Origin of the sequence: Salinispirillum marinum (genome assembly GCF_042650105.1) — a bacterium.
Taxonomy (GTDB): Bacteria; Pseudomonadota; Gammaproteobacteria; order Pseudomonadales; family Natronospirillaceae; genus Salinispirillum; species Salinispirillum marinum.
The window spans coordinates 589,687-606,844 of record NZ_JBHSAL010000001.1 but is presented as its reverse complement, the minus strand read 5'-3'; the positions used below and the strand labels follow the sequence as shown (position 1 = coordinate 606,844).

Sequence of the window (17,158 nt, the reverse complement as noted above, 5' to 3'; positions counted from 1 at the left end):
GACAATGCTTTTTTTTTGCTTGCACAAGGACTTCCTATGCGTTGGTTACTCGTTTGCTCAGCTTGGTTGCTGAGTACCGCTGCTTTTGCTCAAAACCCGGTTAATCCTCATTTGGCGTTGGTGCCATCTAACGGAATTTTTCATTATCAGGTACGGATCCAAGAATTGGATGTTGCCGGGTTGTCATCCTGGCAAGAATATAATGGCGGGATTGCGGAGCGCATGGATACTCAGTTTTCCATTGAGCCATTGCTTGATGTCATGATGGTACTGCAGGAGCAGATACTGGACGACTCGTCCGTATTGGGCCTTGATCACGATGGATGGGCTACTGCCTACCCCGTGGGTAGCACGTTTATGGTGCGCTTGGATGTGGCGGATTCAGAGCGTACGCGAGCGTGGTTAAATCAAACCTTTCAGGTGCAAGACATTACCGTCCGTGCCGAATCCGTAACGGAAGGACACTGGTGGGAGTTGCTGGTGAATGCCATTGATCAGGAGTCCAGCGCTTGGGTGGCCCTGACCGATCAGCATCTGGTTTTGGCCATCAGCGCGGCAAATATAGACCAGAATACCTTGTTAACGCGGCTATGGGGCGAGCCACTGACGCCTTCTCTGGCGACCGTCTCCACCGTTGCTGACGTTCAGACAAAATATGGATTTCTCTCCAGCCAGTTGGGTTGGCTCGATGTGGTCGAACTCGCCCGCACACTGGTCGGTGTTGAGCCTACGCTGCTGGCGCGAGAGTGGCAGCGTGACGCTGACCCAGATTTTGGCACCCCAACGGCGATTTGTGAGGCTGAATGGTTGTCTTTGGCGGAGCAGAGCCCGCGTCTCGTTATTGGTTTAACGCAGTACAATATGTCCGATGATGCCATCGACGCCGAGGGTAAACTGGTCTTTGAGCTGAACAATACGGCGGTGCAGCAGGAGATTGGTCGGTTGCAAGGCAGCTTGCCGAGCGACCTGACAGATACCGAACGCAGCCTATTCAGTATGGGCGTCGGTGTGAACATGGACGCCTTCTCGCCGGTAGTCGTCGGCTGGTGGCAACGTATAGCGCAGCAAACATGGTCTTGCCCGACGCTACAAGAATTGCAGCAGGAGGTTGCTGCCTTCGATCCAACAACGCTGGCGGTGGCTACAGCCATCATGCAAGGCAGTCAGAGTGTTTTGCTGGATGTGTTCACTTTGGGCACGCTGGATGACGACACCGCGAGCACCTTAAACCAATTGGGCGACATCGATGCTTTATTGGCCGTAAAAACCCGCGACCCGTTCTTATTGGCGGCTATTCTCGGGCAAAACATTCCGTTCTTGAATGGGATCGTGGTGCCTGCAACCGGTGACGCCGTACCGCTGCCTATTCCTTTCCCTGGTTTACGTGTAGAAGCCCGCGTGGTGGGCGACTATTTGGTGGTCTACCAAGGTGCGCAAGCCCGTGCGCGTGCTGCAACGCTGAATGCCGTGCCATATAGCCCTGCCTTTATCCGCGCCGCCGTGGATGCAGCCCCGGTTATTCGGCAGTTTGAACGGCAAATGATCGATTGGATGCCATCCGGCAGTATGACGGCAGAGTCCTGTGAATCGATCCGCTCATCCATTGATGAACTGTCGCGTTACGAACATGTGGTGGGTGGGGTGGAAGTCCGAGCCGCTGAAAGCGGCGTTCAGTGGCAGCAGCAGGCGCAATTGCGGCGCGGTGTTCAGGCCGCCTCAGGCCCTGCCGCTGGCACCTTTGAGCTGGCTATTCTGGAAGACGACTGCCGTTGGTCGCCCATTGGTATCGAACAATTCAACGCGGACCAGTCGGCCCAGTACGGCGAACCGGATCGCTTTGCCAATCCTACTTGTAATCTCTATGAAACCCGTTATGAGTGGCGAGTTACTAGGAATGCATTAGTCTGGGCAAACAGCGAAAGCCGGGCACGTAATAGCTGTGAAGAAGCCTTTGCCGACTGGACGGCGGATGCCGAAGACACCGAGTGCGAACTGTTGCGGCAGTACGCCAACGGCGCCTTTGAATGTCGAGTATTCTTCGACGGAACGCCAGAGCGATTCCGGTACACGCCAATACGATCAGAGTGAACTGAAAAACAGGCGTTGTGCGTTGGCGGTGGTGGTTTCGGCCACCTCGTCAATCGAGACGCCTTTCACCTCGGCGACTTTCTGCGCCACCCACGGCAGATAGAAAGGTGCATTTTCTTTGCCGCGAAACGGTACCGGGGTTAGGTAGGGCGCATCCGTTTCTAACAAAACACGCGCTAACGGCGTCTGTGCAAGCACGGCGCGTACATTGTCCGCTTTGTTGAATGACACAATGCCGTTAAAACCCAAATAAAACCCTTCCTCAACACAGAATGCCGCCAATTCCGGGCTGCTGGTGAAACTGTGGATCACCCCGCGCAGCCCACGGCCGCTGTATTCTTTAAAAATCGCCATCGTATCGGCATCGGCATCACGCGTATGCACAACAATGGGTAAGTTCGCGGCCAGCGCAATATCCAACTGTGCGGTAAACGCCCGCCGTTGTTGTGCGCGGGGTGAATTGTCGTAGTGGTAGTCTAATCCGATCTCGCCAATGGCCAGGATTTTCGGATGCTTGGCACCTTGGGCGATATCCGTACCAACCGCCTCCGAGTAGAGATCCGCAGAATGCGGGTGTACACCTTGCGTACCGTAGACCTGTTCATGGGCGCTCACCAAGTCCAGAACGGTGGCTAAATTCTCCGGCTCAACCGCAATGGTAATGATCTTGGCAATGCCATGCGCGTGCGCGTGCGCGATGATGGCGCTGGTCGTGTCCTGTTTGAGGTAGTCCAAATGGCAGTGCGTTTCGATCAAAGGGGTCGAAAAAACAGGCACTTCATGACGTGATGTGGCAGGCATGGCTACTCCCAAACAGAAAAACGGGCGCCGATTATACCTGAAGGGCTCTGTCTTCTACCAATACCGGCCGCATATTGCGTAATGGTATTTAAATGGTATTATAATGGTCTCTCATAGTTTGCCCATGATGCTTTGTTACATTCTGATACTTGGCCCTGCGGAAGCGCGCTGCTTCAATATTGACCAGCCACGCAAGGCTGAATGCCCTCCAACATAGTCATAATAAGAAGTGCGAGTACTATGAAAACAATAAGAATGAAGTTGAACGTGGTGCAGCGTATCGCTGCCGGTTTCATGCTATTAGGCGCCGGGCTGATTTTTGTCGCCTTCAGTGCGGTGACGGCCGTGCGTGATATTCAATCCGGTATCGACCGTTTGGTCACCCAAGCAGGCCCGGCGACGGACCAAGCCAACGAACTCAGCCGCGCACTCATACGCATCAACCAACTCATACTGGCGCACTATGGCTCGGAATCTACCGACGTACTCACCGGTCTGGAAGAAGAATACGTGCAAGAGCGTGACCGTGTATTGCAAGACATCGAACGCCTCAATGCAACGCTGGCCCGTATCAACAGTGCCAGTGAGATCGCTATTACGTTGACCGAGCTCAGTACGACCCTACCGGAATTGTTCGAAAACATAGAGTCCACCCAACGCATCTATCGTGACTCCCTGCAAAACTTTGGTCTGCTTACCGAGCGTCGGGAAACACTGGCTACCCATGCGTTGGCCATTAACGCGATCATGGATAAACTGCACAGTGAGGTTGAAACCCCCCGCGTACAAATTCTGATGTATCAAGTGCACTTATCGCTGCGCCAAGGCATCGATCTGGCCAATCAACTTGGGTCGGCCCGGACATTGACCGAATTCGCGCAGATTCAAACAGCCTTTCGCCGCTGGATGGACGCTTACGGGCGGTTGGGATTCAGTTTGTTAGGTGCCCGGCGCCAAGACCCGGCGGTGGATGCCAATTTCGAAGACTTTGGTGCCGCAGTGTCGGACTTTTTGGCCAATGTATCGGGCGATGGTGGTCTGTTAAGCACGGTGAACAACTATCTGCAAATTCGTGCCTCCCTAGAAACCCGTTTGCAAACCTCGCAAGCCGCTTTGGCGAACGCCGAGAATGTGCTGACCGTGGTGCGTGATTTTGCCAATGACTACCGCGCTTCCGTGAACGCCGACTCAACCGCCGTTGTCACCGAAAGTCAGCAGATCATCATTGGGGTAAGTCTGCTGGCCATATTAGGTGGCTTAATCGTAGCATGGCTGGTAACGCGCACCATTCGCAAGCCGTTAAAAGCCGTGGTAGCGGCGCTCGGACGTATTGCCCAAGGTGATCTCACTGAGCGCTGGCATTCGCATTCGAACGATGAGTTTGGTGAATTGACTCGATCGGCAGAGCAAGTGGTGCAAGCCTTGCGAGATATGGTGCAGGTGATCCAACAGCAGTCGAAAACCCTGAACGATGTCGTTGACCAAGCGCACCAAATTACTTTGGTGATGCAAAAAGACGTCAGTACCCAGCGCGAAGAAACGGATTGGGTGGCGACCGCAGTGAATGAAATGGCCGCCACCATTGAAGAAGTGGCCCACCATGCGGAACATGCGTCGAGTGAGATGGAGCAAGCCACCGACTACGCTCGCAAAAGCCAAAGTATTGTCGGTGAGAACCAGGCCGCAACCCAAGCCCTGGTGGACGTTATGGCCGACGCCGCTCATGCGATGACGCAACTCGATGGTGACGTCAACAGCATTCAAAGTATTCTGCAGGTCATTGACGCCATTGCTGAACAAACCAATCTACTCGCCTTGAATGCCGCGATTGAGGCGGCGCGAGCCGGCGAGCAAGGGCGCGGGTTTGCGGTGGTGGCTGATGAAGTGCGTACCTTAGCCAGCCGTACTCAGCAGTCAACCGTTGAAATCAAAGAGAAGATAGAAATCATGCTGCGCGCGTCGAGCAGTGCCGTGAAAGCCATGACCAATGGTCGTGAACGCACAGAGCAGTCGGCCGAACAATCTGACAAAGCCTTAGCCGTGATCAACGAATTTGCGGAAGTGATTGATCGAATCCGTGATCTGAACATTCAAATCGCCACCGCGGCAGAGCAACAAGCGCAAGTAGCCAATGAGATCAATCAGAACGTCGTACGCATTGCCGACGTGGCCGAGAAAACCCAATCGGGCGCGACCGAGGCGCGCGAGGCGAATGCGCAGTTGCATCAGTCGGCGGATGCATTGTTGGCCTCTGTTGCTCGTTTCACTTTGTAGGTAGTGAAACCTCTTTTTCTCAATGTGGCGTTGTTAAAAAAGTTCACCATTCGCGTCACTTACAGGGGTAAGCTCCGCTTTGATGAACTTTTTTGCCTAGCCACATGTTCGCCCCTGAGGTTTCGACTGAACGTTAAAAGCCACTTTTGTTGCGCTAGTTACTGGGTATGGCAATGGTTGTGACTGCTTCAATGGCTTTTCCCGCGCTCCAGAACGTTGGGTCATAGGGTGCGGTTTCGCCAACCCCGGCCGGGTCGACAAGTACGGTGGTCCCTTGCCCCGGCTCACGCAGTTCAATGGTACCGAACTCATTGGCAATAACCACCGGGCCACCTTCCAGTAATACATAGTCTGCCTGGCCGGGAATGAAATATCCGCCCCATACGATGGTGCCGCGAATGCCCATGGTGGCCGCTTGTGTCTCTATCACAAAGGAATCTGTTCCCGGGGTGATGCCTTCTGCAACGGCCAGAATGACCCCCTCCAAAACACGAAAGTAAGCTTGCTGGGGTTTGTCGTTGGTCGCCGGTTCATACTCGGTCAATTCGAACGTTGTGTTCTCACCCAATGTCAGCAAGCTACCGCCCACAAAGCGCATGCGAACCCGGCTGGCGGGTCCGGTTTCAATGATTTGTCCAACCTGCAACGCAGTGCCACGGGCAATAGACGAACCGTCCACAACCGCCGTGCCGCTAACGCTGATCACCCGAGCGGGTGGTGTGCTAGACGCCGGGGTTTGTGCCAACACCGGGCCGGAGAGTGCCAGTAAAAGTACGAGCGTCCAGTGGACAAGGGTTTTTGGGACAACCATCATAAGAACAGCCTTTTTTGTCGTAATGTAGCGTCAGTTAAGCCGTCCCTTGCTGTGGCGTCAATAATACCGTCAAAATTTACAGCATTTGACCACTCAGTTGGTCAGTAATTTTGACACTCCTTGATGTACGGGGCATTATCGAACCCCGATCATATTATCTTTCTACATTGACGATGCCATGCCTCTTGATGCTTTTGAACAATTAACGGAATACCTGAAAGCGCATCAGGGTATTCGGCAGGTTCCTTTCGTTGAGCAAGAGGTTAATTTAGGCTCTCACATCGCCCAAATTTGGCGTCGTAGTCGTACTGACCGTGGATTGTCGCAAAGTGAATTGGCCAGCGCCTTGGGGGTCAGTCGGGCGCAGTACTTGCGCTATGAGTCGGGAAATTCGGTACCTCGCCTGCATACCGTGGCGCTGTGGTCGTTAATGACCGGCGGGCCGCCCGGTATTTTGGCCGGTCAAGTTGCGTATTTACCCGAAACGCCTAGCATTCCAAGCCAGATCTTTCGTTTGGCTAATTGGTTAACGCTCACCGACAATCCACTCTTTATTGGTAGTTTGAATGTTTTGGCTCAGGTGTTGGATCTGCCACGGTTTGACCCGAAGGATCCTAGCCTGCATTTTGACGCGGAAATTCAAGCCGCCGCTATAGAAGAAGTCAGGAACCAAACCCTGTATGCCGCTATTGGGGCCAATCTGCGTTTAATACGACAGATGCTGGCTTATAGCCAGGAAGACATGGCTAATGCCTTGGGGATTTCAACCAGTCATTATTTGTCGGTAGAGCGGGGCGAGATAGCGTACTCCTTTGTTTTGTTTCCGCGTTTTGCCTACAGTATGCAATTGCCACCGTTAGCGGTGACCATCAACACCCGTTACTATGATTTGCGCCAAGTCATGCAGCGGCGCTTCGAAGTGGCCTGTCTATTGATCCACAATACCCCCGAAAGCATGCGCTCAGGCGTCATACAGTGGCTTTCAGACAGCGCACGACTGGCCTCCCTCGCAGGCATTCGCTCCCCTCTTAACGTCTGAGTCTTTCGATTTCATTAAACGCCACAACCAGATGCAATTTTTGTAGCGCTTTTACTATGGTGCTGGTCCCGTCTTACCGCTACCTTAGCACCATGCGTTGCAGTGATCGCCTGCAATGTGTACGCAGACAAACGTACTCCCGATTGTCTGCATGTGTGATGAGTAATCTGTGTCTGCCAAGGCACAAAGTGGCATCTTTTCCGGGGCTAAACGTTTAGCCCCATTTTTTTGTCTTTTCGTTGCACGCGCCATCCTGTCAATTCCACGCTTTTGTCAAGACCCATCTTCCCGATTACGGCATAATTTTTTGTATTTTGTTTTGCTTATTCACAGCTTCAGTGCCCCGCGATAGGGCATGACTAAAAACAACTATTTTTGTCACATTAAACGTATTGACTTTTATAACTCATTGAATTTAAAAGGTTTATATAAGTTGATCAATTTTTGATCAATCTAACAAAGCCCTTATTATTGGTGGCCTTCAGTACCTTTCAGACATCTTATGCACAAACTTATCCACAGTTTCTGGGGAAAAGCTGACGCAGGCTATAAGAACGCTCATGGGGACGGGTGACGCGCTGAATGCGGGCCACGGGTGCCATCCTCCAAAGCACAATAAAAGTGCAGGCTGGGCGAAATAATTGCCGCTTTTTATTACGCTTTCCTGTAGAATCCGCCTCCCGCTTTTGGCATGACCGCCACTTGGGGATCTTTGTCGACTGAGTGCTCTCTTTAACCATTGTGCGCATGGGTCGACCTGACCGCGCCCGCATGGGGCTATTTAACGAGAGACCTCGCATGACTGATACATCCGCTGTAAAAACCTCTGTAACCTTTGCTGAATTGGGTTTGCCCGAGTCGCTGGTACGTGCCGTTGCCGACCTCGGCTACGAAATTCCCTCGCCGATTCAGGCGGAAGCCATTCCACCCATTTTGGAAGGCCGTGATATTCTGGGGCAGGCCCAAACGGGTACTGGTAAGACCGGTGCGTTCGCCTTGCCATTACTGGCCCGCATCGATTTAAAACTGGCGAAACCTCAGGTGTTGGTATTAGCACCCACGCGTGAATTGGCCATCCAGGTATCAGAGGCGTTCGGATCCTATGCCCGCCAAATGAAAGGCCTGCATGTCATGCCCATTTATGGTGGACAGAACTATTCTACGCAGTTGCGGCAGATCGAACGTGGGCCGCAGGTGGTGGTGGCAACACCGGGACGCTTGATGGATCACATGGAGCGCGGTCGCATTGACCTGACGCATCTGCAAGCTCTGGTGCTCGACGAAGCCGATGAAATGCTGCGCATGGGCTTCATCGACGACGTAACAACCATCATTGAAGCCTGCCCGGCGAGCCGTCAGGTGGCCATGTTTTCGGCCACCATGCCGCCAGAGATTGCGCGTATCACGAAAACCTACATGCGCAACCCGGTGCATGTAAAAATTCAAGCCACGGAAACCAGCTTGGCACAAATCAACCAGTCCTATGTGGTGGTCAAACCTCACCAAAAACTGGATGCGTTGACCCGGTTGCTGGAAGTAGAAGACTTTGATGCGGCGATTATCTTTGCCCGTACTAAAGCGGCTACCATCGAATTAAGTGAAAAGCTGTCTTCTCGTGGCTACGAGTGCGCGCCGTTGAACGGTGATTTGAGCCAGCAACACCGTGAAGCCACCATTCGTCAATTGAAAGAAGGCCAGATCGACATTGTTATCGCTACCGACGTCGCAGCGCGCGGCTTGGATGTGCAACGTATCGAGTTGGTCCTGAATTACGATATCCCTTTGGATACCGAGTCTTATGTGCACCGGGTTGGTCGTACTGGTCGGGCTGGTCGTACCGGGCGTGCCGTCATGTTGGTTGCGCCGCGTGAACGACGTTTGTTGCAAGCCATCGAACGCACGGCGGGTCGTCCGCTGGACAAACGCGAGTTGCCTTCTGGCGAAGAAATCGCCGCCCAGCGGGTTGAAACCTTCCGTGAATCTCTGGCGCAAGCAATCACCAATGAAGACTTAACCTACTTCATGGGCTTGTTGGATAAGATGCAAACAGAGATCGATACCGACCTACGGACATTAAGCGCGGCGTTGCTGTTTTTGGCGCAGAAAGAGCGTCCTCTGGATGTGGCCAGCAGCTTTCAAAAATTAGAGGCCGGATTTATTGGTGGCCGTGAAGAGAAGTCTTTCCGCGACAAGCGCGATGGCGGCGCAGGCTTTAGCGGTGGCAAACCACAAACCTTTGATCGTTACCGGATCGAAGTCGGTCGCGACCACGGTGCAAACGTGGGTGATATCGTGGGCGCCATCACCAACGAAGCCAATATCCAGAACCAGTTCATCGGTAAAATCCAGATGCATGATACCTTCTCGTTGATCGACCTTCCGGAAGGCTTGCCGAAAGAAATGCAAACGCATCTCGGTAAGGTACGGGTGCGTCAGCAACCATTGAAGATCAGCTTTGTCGGTAAATCCGAAGGTGGCGCCAGCCGTGGCCCTCGCCCCGATCGTAAAGGGCCGCCACGCGGCGACAGCCGGGGCGCGCCACGGGGTGACTCGAAAGGTGATTTCAAAGGCAAGCGTGCACCGCGCAAAGGTCGGTCAAACGCCGAACGTTAAAAAGGTACTGGCCTAGCCTGCCCCTCGGCATGCTATCCTGTGTCGTAATAAGAAATAACAGCGACCCAGCCGCCAAGGTTGAGGTCGCTTTGGCCTGACGCAAGGAGAACCCATGAATAAGTTGGAACAACTGAAAAGTATGACCACGGTGGTGGCAGATACTGGAGATTTTGCGGCCATTGCCGCGTATCAGCCGCAAGATGCGACCACCAACCCGTCGTTAATCTTAAAAGCGGCCAGCCAAGCCGAATATCAACCTGTGGTCGAAGAAGCGCTGGCGTATGCGCGTCGGGCCGGGTCGTCGCCAGAGCAAAAGCTAGCCCTCGCATTGGATAAGCTGGCGGTTAATTTTGGCCACGAGTTGACCAAGGTGGTGCCCGGTTATGTGTCGACAGAAGTCGATGCGGAGTTGTCTTTTAATACCGATGCAACCGTCGCCAAAGCACGCAAGTTGATCGCGCTGTACGACGAACAAGGCGTGAGTAAAGACCGGATTCTGATCAAAATTGCCGCCACATGGGAAGGCATCAAGGCGGCGGAAATTCTCGAGCAAGACGGCATTCGCTGCAATCTGACCCTGCTGTTCAGCTTTGCGCAAGCGGTGGCCTGTGCCGAAGCCGGTGCATTCCTGATTTCGCCGTTTGTTGGTCGAATCCTCGATTGGTACAAAGCCACTGAAGGGCGCGATTTCGCCCCCGAAGAAGACCCCGGCGTGCTGTCGGTGAGCAAAATTTACCAATACTACAAAACCTTCAAACACCCTACGGTGGTTATGGGCGCCAGTTTCCGCAATTTAGGTGAAATCGAACAGTTGGCCGGTTGTGACCGCCTCACGATTAGCCCTGCTTTACTGTCCGAGTTGGCGGCTGATGAAGGTACATTGGAACGCAAATTGGTGGCCAAGCCTGTGGCTGGGCTGCAACGCGTGTCGTTCGACGAAGCTTCGTTCCGCTGGGCCATGAATGAAGATGCCATGGCGACCGAAAAGCTTGCGCAAGGCATTCGCGGTTTTCATGCCGACCATCAAAAGCTGCGGCAGAAACTGGCGAGCATGATCTGATTTCTATATGGACATTTTGTACGAGCACCCTGATTGGTGGGCCATCAACAAGCCCAGTGGGGTGCCGGTGCAAGACAAGCCTGATCAGCCAGGAATTTTGCACGCCTTAGGCCACCTCGGCCCTCTTTATATGGTTCATCGCTTAGATCAGGGAACGTCCGGCGTATTGCTGTTGGCGCGCTCTTCCAGTGCCGCAGACGTGTTCCGCCAGCGGTTCGTAAAGGGTGAGATGCAAAAACACTATTGGGCGGTTAGCGCCCGGAAACCCAAGAAAAGCCAAGGTTGGGTAGTGGGTGACCACGTGAAAGCCCGCAACGGGTCTTGGAAACTGACCGCACAGAAAACCAACCCCGCTCGTACACAATTCATCTCTGCTGGTTTAGGTAACGGCCAGCGTGCACTCTGTATCCACCCGCTGACCGGACGCACCCATCAAATTCGTGTTGCCATGAAAGCACTTGGCGCGCCCTTGTTAGGCGACATCCGGTATGGTGGTGCGCCGGCGGAGCGACTGTACTTACATGCGCGACGCATGGCCTTTGTCTGGGATGGAGAAACCATTCACCTGGTTGCGCCACTCACCGAGGACACCTGGTCCATGTTGCCGCAATGGCCGAAAGAATGGCTACCGGAAGACGCAAATCCGTTCGCATTGGTCTAATATAGCTAACTGTATGGTCAGTAAAGCACTGTATAGACCTATGTTTAGACAATGAATGAGAAATAACGCTATGAAACGCCTGATGTGTGTGGTGTTAATGAATCTATGCTGTGTTTCATGGGTAGCTGCGGAATATCGGCTGCATGTCGTCTTGCCTGAGCACGAGGTGGTGCTGTCACAAGACGATATTCTGGCCCTGCCGCAAACACAGATTGTGACCGGCACACCTTGGACAGAGTCCGTTGACGAATTTACCGGCATAGCGCTTTCCACCTTGGTGGATGCCATCGGTTGGGATATCAGTGCCAAAGACACTCAGGTGGTCTTGGTTGCGTTGAACGATTATCAGATTTCAGCCAATCTGGACACACTGTTGAACGCCGACGCCATGCTCAGCCATACCCGCAACGCAGAATTGATGCCGGTACGCGCCTATGGTCCGTTTTGGCTGATGTTTCCTTTCGACGAGCGACCAGAGTTAAACGACCGATTACACCGTGGCTGGTCGGTATGGCAACTGCAACGCATTGAACTGCAACACGTAACCGCTGCTGCCGAGCCGCAAAAATGAAATGGCGTTGGCTGCGGTTTTTATTGCTCGGTGGCCTGAGCATTACGCTGATCTTTTTCATCATTATCAGTTTGTGGCAAGTTGATCGGGAAATCGACACCATCAGTGCGGTCAACCGCGACGAATTATCGTGGAATGTGTCCCGGCTCGAATTGGAGAATCAACGTTTCCTCTACGCCTTAAACCAAGTCGTGTTGCAACCGAATCCTGCGGCGCAGGATGACCTGATGCTACGCCTCGATATATTGATCCACCGTATCGACCTGGTACTGGGCATGGCGCAACGCGATGGCATGTCGCGCCGACATCAAGACCTATACAACCTCAGTGCGGAAATGAAAAATGCCTTGAATGGCATTGAGCAAGAATTGTTGACCTTGACCGACGACGAATGGTTATCACTGAATGACTATTTCCGTGGCTTTGAGAGTCGCCTGTTTCAGCTATCGCAAGACTACCTCTACACCACGTCAGCGGCAGCCGAGCTGGCGTTTCAACAACTGCAAAATAATTACCAGTGGATTCTTGCGCTGTTGGTGTTGGGATTTGGCATCATCGTGGTGTATTCATCGTTCATTGTGTATGAAGTTCGCCGTTCAAATGCACTGCGCGAACTCGCGGAAAGTGCCAGCGAGGCAAAAAGCCGATTCTTGGCCAACATGAGCCATGAAATGCGCACGCCATTGAACGGCATCATCGGCTTGACCGAATTATTGAAAGAAACGCCGCTGGACAAGAAGCAGAAAAACTACCTCCATACGTTGAGCCAAACGGCGGACAACCTGCTCAATCACATCAGTGACATCCTCGATTTGTCGAAAATCGAGGCCGACCAATTCCAGCTCGAAGAAAGTCATTTCGCACTCTGCAAAGCCCTGCAAGACTTGGAAGGCTTTGTCTTGGCCATGTTACGGCAACGCGGCAATACCCAAACCCAGTTTCGACTGGATCTGGCCGACAACTTGCCGCCCTTTGCCTACGGCGATTGGCACCGTTTGCAGCAGATCGTGCTGAACCTGCTCAGCAACAGTGTGAAGTTTACCGCCCAAGGCCAAATTACGTTGCGGGTTAGGGCTGATGTCCTGCCACACAACCGCATGACATTACGCTTGGACGTAGAAGACACCGGCGTGGGCGTGGCAGACAACTTTGTCCCCCATCTGTTCGTTGAGTTCAGTCAGGCAGATGCCTCCACCACGCGTGAATTTGGTGGCACTGGGTTGGGCTTAGCGCTCAGTCGGCGGCTGGCACGCATGATGGGGGGCGACTTGCGCTATCACCCGCTGTCCTCTGGTGGCTCACAATTCACTCTTACCGTCACGCTGGGTATCGGTCAGCCACCGCAACACGAGCATACGGCTGGCAATGCCATGAAGTTTGATGGTTTGCATGTGTTGGTGGTCGAAGACAACCCGGTCAACCAGATGGTGTTACGGAAGATGTTGATGAACATGGGCATCACAGTCGACGTCGCGGACAACGGTGTAACCGCACTGGAGCGGGTGATGGACAGTGGTCCTTACCCGATCATCATGATGGATTGCCACATGCCGGTGCTGGATGGTTTTTCCGCCACGGAAACCATTCGGCAACATGAACGTGACCTCGGCTGGCCGCGTCAGCACATTGTCGCCGTTACGGCCAATGCGTTATTCGGTGACCGGCAGCGCTGTTTAGCGGCTGGTATGGATCAATACCTAGCCAAACCCTATCGACAATCCGAATTGCGCGACGTGCTCAACAACGTCGTCGTGACCGATGCCATGGTGACGGCGTCGCATCATTGATGCTGTTTTTGCGCTGCTACGGCCGCCCGCAGTTCAGGGAAGAAACTCGAAAAACGCGTAGCGATTTCCGGATACATGTCAGGCAATAACTGGTGTGCTTCGGCCAGTGGTGTTTTGAACCGGCTGCGCCGGTCCAACCCCTGCAGCGCCCGTTCTACCCCTAAGGGGTATGCATAGCCGGGCAACCAGCGGTGGCTCAGTAAGGCGTGGCGCAAAGCGTTCAGGCGGTCGTTCTCTGGCCCTTGATAGTCGGCCAGCGCGGCGTACACCTGATGCGCAAACAGCTCTATGGGCTGTACATGCCATTGTTGCCATTCCCGGGCCAGTACATGGTCAAAAAACACATCAATCAATACACCGGCAAAACGCCGGTACGGCGGCTGAAACTGGGCCTTCAGCGCCAGTACATCCGGGTGTTGATCGGTGAAGCGGTCAATGAATTGATGCAGCGCAATGTGCCGTGCCAGCTCATCCGATACGCTGTCGGGCAATTGGCGCTGCGCCATGCAATCGGGCAGTAACTGGCCCACACAACTGTCGGGCGTTAAATCCGAAAAATATAAATGAGCAAGATAGTTCATACAGTGCACTTACAGACCCCAGCAAGGCTCCATGGTACACTCCGCGCCAATTCAATTCAGGCCTTCTTTTGAAGCATTTTTTAGGAACTCATCGCTATGGCGGACTTACAAAATGACCGTTTCTTGCGCGCCTTATTGCGCCAGCCGGTGGATCGTACACCCATTTGGATGATGCGCCAAGCGGGCCGTTATTTACCGGAGTATCGAGCCACGCGTGCCCAAGCGGGCGATTTTATGAGTCTGTGCAAGAACCATGAACTGGCCTGCGAAGTCACCTTGCAGCCGTTGCGTCGTTACCCCTTGGACGCCGCAATACTGTTCAGTGACATTCTGACCATCCCGGATGCCATGGGTCTGGGTTTGTATTTCGAAACCGGAGAAGGCCCGAAGTTCAAGCACGTAATACGTGACCGCGCTACGGTGGATGCATTACCGAAACTGGACGCCACGGTAGACTTAGATTACGTGATGCGCGCCGTCAGTACCATTCGCGGGGCGTTAAACGGGCAGGTGCCTTTGATCGGTTTTTCCGGCAGCCCGTGGACCTTAGCCACCTATATGATTGAAGGTGGTTCCAGTAAGGATTACCAAAACGCCAAAGCCATGCTCTATAACGAGCCGGAAACCTTGCATGCGCTGTTGGCAAAACTGGCCGATGCGGTGACGGACTACCTGAACGCGCAGATCCGTGCGGGCGCGCAAGCCGTACAAATTTTCGATTCATGGGGCGGGGCTTTAGCGCACAATGCCTACCTTGAGTTCAGTCTGGCCTATATGCAGCGTATTGTGGATGGCTTGATCCGCGAACATGACGGACGCAAAGTGCCAGTGATTCTGTTCACCAAAGGCGGCGGGCAATGGTTAGAAGCCATGGCCGAGACGGGAGCCGATGCACTCGGTTTGGATTGGACGACGGACATCAGCCAAGCACGTGCCCGCGTCGGTAGCCAAGTCGCCCTGCAAGGCAATATGGACCCAGCGGTACTGTATGCGGAACCCGCGAAGATTCGTGCCGAAGTGGCGCGTATTTTAGCCAGCTACGGTTCCGGCACCGGGCATGTGTTCAACTTAGGGCATGGCATTACGCCGGGTGTTAACCCGGAACACGCCAAGGCTTTCATTGAAGCCGTGGTCGAGTTGAGTCCTGCTTATCATCGGTAGATAGCACTTTGAGGGTTGGCAGATAGCCTATGAGGGTGGAGGGCGGCGTTTGCGCACAGGACGTGCGCAACCGAGCCTACAGGGACGTATTTACGGCGTCCGACCGTAACCCTCATAGGCGATCTGTCAGCCCAACGCGCTAGCAAATTTGGAGAACTATGACACCGCGCAGCTCAGACCTTTGGTTCCTACCGCTCGGCGGCTGCGGCGAGATTGGCATGAACTTTAACCTTTACGGACACGATGGGCACTGGCTCATTGTGGACTGCGGCGTCACCTTCGAACGACCATCATTGCTGGACCCCAACAATACGGGCGAAACCCGCATCGAAGCCGCTGATCCTAAATTCATTGCCGACCGCAAGGACGACATTGCGGGCTTGATCATCACCCACGCCCACGAAGACCATATAGGCGCCGTGCCTTACTTGTGGGATCGGCTGCGTTGCCCGGTTTATGCGACCCCGTTCACCGCTGAAATTCTGCGCCGCAAACTGGGTGACGTGGGCTTGGTAGGCGCCGTTCCCGTTCACATCATTCCTGTCGGTGGGCGGCATTCTGTGGGGCCGTTTGATATTGAATGGTTGAACCTCACGCACAGTATTCCCGAACCCAGCGGTATCCTCATTCGCACACCTGCGGGCAATGTGTTTCATACCGCCGACTGGAAAATAGATCATCAGCCGGTGTTGGGCGAACCCTTTGACGCTGAACCTTTCCGTCGGCTCGCCGATGCCGACATCACCGCCATGGTGTGTGATTCCACCAATGCCACGCTGCCAGGCTGGTCGGCTTCCGAAGGTGACCTATACGCCGGTATCCAGCACTACGTTAAAACCGCACCGGGGCGCGTTATCGTTGCATGTTTTGCCAGCAATTTGGCACGGCTATTGACCTTGTTGCGGGTGGCGCGTGATACCGAGCGCTCGGTGGTATTGCTCGGCCGTTCATTGCATAACATGCTGGGTGCGGCACGCAGCGTTGGCCTATGGGACGACGATTCGGTGCTGGTGCGCAGCCGCGACATGGGCTATTTACCGCGTGATAAAACTTTGGTGATCGCCACGGGTAGCCAAGGCGAATCCCGCGCCGCGCTATCGCGGCTGGCCGCGAACACCCACCCGGATATGGCCTTGGATGCGGGCGACCGGGTGATCTTCAGCAGCAAAGTCATTCCCGGAAATGAAAGCGATATTCAGCGCCTGGTGAAACGGCTGCAAATATTGAACGTGGAAGTCATCGCATCGGAAACCGCTGAACATCCCATACACGCCTCCGGCCACCCGGCGCAGGATGAATTGAGCGTGATGTACGAATGGGTGAAGCCACAACTCGCCATTCCCGTGCATGGCGAAGAAAAGCACATGCAAGCCAATGCCGCCGTGGCAAAAGCCAGTGGTGTACCGCGTCAGTTAACCGGCCAGAATGGCGACTTGTTTATGCTCGCCCCGCAACGCGGCGTGCGGCGGCAAGTGGTGAAGCCCGGCCGCGTGGTCATCGAACGGCAGTAGTGCCCTTTTTCCCTTGTCAAACAGTCATTCCCGCAAAGGCGTGAATCTATAACCTCCCCGCAAGTCACCGGTATGGACTCTCGGCGCATGCCTCAAGGCGCGCTTCACGGCAAGCCGGAAAGCGCGCCTTGAGGCATACCCCCGCATCCTTGGCCTGGCTTCATCACTTTATGTGGGTTTCCTAGGCACTCATGCGT

At 54.1% G+C, this 17,158-nt stretch carries 13 protein-coding genes; 10 read left to right on the top strand and 3 right to left on the bottom strand.

From position 1 onward, the window contains the following. The first annotated feature begins 36 nt into the window (after positions 1 to 36). Positions 37 to 2,088, top strand: coding sequence for a hypothetical protein (locus tag ACFOSD_RS02920; protein ID WP_380693742.1), 2,052 nt, complete (start codon positions 37 to 39; stop codon positions 2,086 to 2,088). Here the strand turns inward: ACFOSD_RS02920 and ACFOSD_RS02915 are convergent. Beyond that, positions 2,080 to 2,889, bottom strand: a complete 810-nt coding sequence (locus ACFOSD_RS02915) for a TatD family hydrolase (protein WP_380693745.1) — start codon at positions 2,887 to 2,889, stop codon at positions 2,080 to 2,082. The two genes, ACFOSD_RS02920 and ACFOSD_RS02915, sit on opposite strands and share 9 nt — an antisense overlap. A gap of 240 nt (positions 2,890 to 3,129) precedes the next feature. On the opposite strand from ACFOSD_RS02915, the gene ACFOSD_RS02910 reads away from it, so the two are divergent. Next, positions 3,130 to 5,163: a methyl-accepting chemotaxis protein gene (locus ACFOSD_RS02910; protein WP_380693747.1), complete on the top strand. Its 2,034-nt coding sequence runs from the start codon at positions 3,130 to 3,132 to the stop codon at positions 5,161 to 5,163. A 154-nt stretch (positions 5,164 to 5,317) separates the two neighbouring features. Here the strand turns inward: ACFOSD_RS02910 and ACFOSD_RS02905 are convergent, their stop codons facing one another. Next, positions 5,318 to 5,977: a FecR family protein gene (locus ACFOSD_RS02905; RefSeq protein ID WP_380693749.1), complete on the bottom strand. Its 660-nt coding sequence runs from the start codon at positions 5,975 to 5,977 to the stop codon at positions 5,318 to 5,320. Positions 5,978 to 6,155: 178 nt separating this feature from the next. Here ACFOSD_RS02905 and ACFOSD_RS02900 point away from each other — a divergent pair, with 178 nt between their 5' ends. From ACFOSD_RS02900 to ACFOSD_RS02875, 6 genes are all read left to right on the top strand, one after another. Next, the gene (locus ACFOSD_RS02900; RefSeq protein ID WP_380693751.1) at positions 6,156 to 7,016 is read left to right on the top strand and encodes a helix-turn-helix domain-containing protein; all 861 of its coding nucleotides are present in this window, start codon (positions 6,156 to 6,158) and stop codon (positions 7,014 to 7,016) included. A 798-nt stretch (positions 7,017 to 7,814) separates the two neighbouring features. Continuing rightward, the gene (locus ACFOSD_RS02895; protein WP_380693754.1) at positions 7,815 to 9,629 is read left to right on the top strand and encodes a DEAD/DEAH box helicase; all 1,815 of its coding nucleotides are present in this window, start codon (positions 7,815 to 7,817) and stop codon (positions 9,627 to 9,629) included. 112 nt (positions 9,630 to 9,741) lie between these two features. Continuing rightward, entirely contained in the window at positions 9,742 to 10,689 is a 948-nt protein-coding gene (tal, locus tag ACFOSD_RS02890) for a transaldolase (RefSeq protein ID WP_380693756.1), read from the top strand. A gap of 7 nt (positions 10,690 to 10,696) precedes the next feature. Further along, entirely contained in the window at positions 10,697 to 11,350 is a 654-nt protein-coding gene (locus ACFOSD_RS02885) for a pseudouridine synthase (protein ID WP_380693758.1), read from the top strand. A 70-nt stretch (positions 11,351 to 11,420) separates the two neighbouring features. Beyond that, positions 11,421 to 11,921 carry a hypothetical protein gene (locus ACFOSD_RS02880; RefSeq protein WP_380693761.1) on the top strand — a complete coding sequence of 167 codons (501 nt, stop codon included), beginning with the start codon at positions 11,421 to 11,423 and terminating at the stop codon, positions 11,919 to 11,921. Continuing rightward, entirely contained in the window at positions 11,918 to 13,708 is a 1,791-nt protein-coding gene (locus tag ACFOSD_RS02875) for an ATP-binding protein (protein ID WP_380693763.1), read from the top strand. Before ACFOSD_RS02880 ends, ACFOSD_RS02875 begins: the two co-directional genes overlap by 4 nt. Here ACFOSD_RS02875 and ACFOSD_RS02870 read toward each other — a convergent pair. Next, a complete protein-coding gene (locus ACFOSD_RS02870) occupies positions 13,702 to 14,289 on the bottom strand; it encodes an acyl carrier protein phosphodiesterase (protein WP_380693765.1) in 588 nt (195 codons plus the stop codon). The genes ACFOSD_RS02875 and ACFOSD_RS02870 overlap by 7 nt on opposite strands. A gap of 96 nt (positions 14,290 to 14,385) precedes the next feature. On the opposite strand from ACFOSD_RS02870, the gene hemE reads away from it, so the two are divergent. Together hemE and ACFOSD_RS02860 are read left to right on the top strand one after the other, a co-directional pair. Next, complete coding sequence (gene hemE, locus ACFOSD_RS02865) at positions 14,386 to 15,450, top strand: uroporphyrinogen decarboxylase (RefSeq protein ID WP_380693767.1); 1,065 nt, start codon at positions 14,386 to 14,388, stop codon at positions 15,448 to 15,450. A gap of 158 nt (positions 15,451 to 15,608) precedes the next feature. Further along, positions 15,609 to 16,961 (top strand): ribonuclease J, encoded by a 1,353-nt coding sequence (locus tag ACFOSD_RS02860; protein ID WP_380693769.1) that lies wholly within the window; start codon positions 15,609 to 15,611, stop codon positions 16,959 to 16,961. The last annotated feature ends 197 nt before the right edge of the window (positions 16,962 to 17,158 follow it).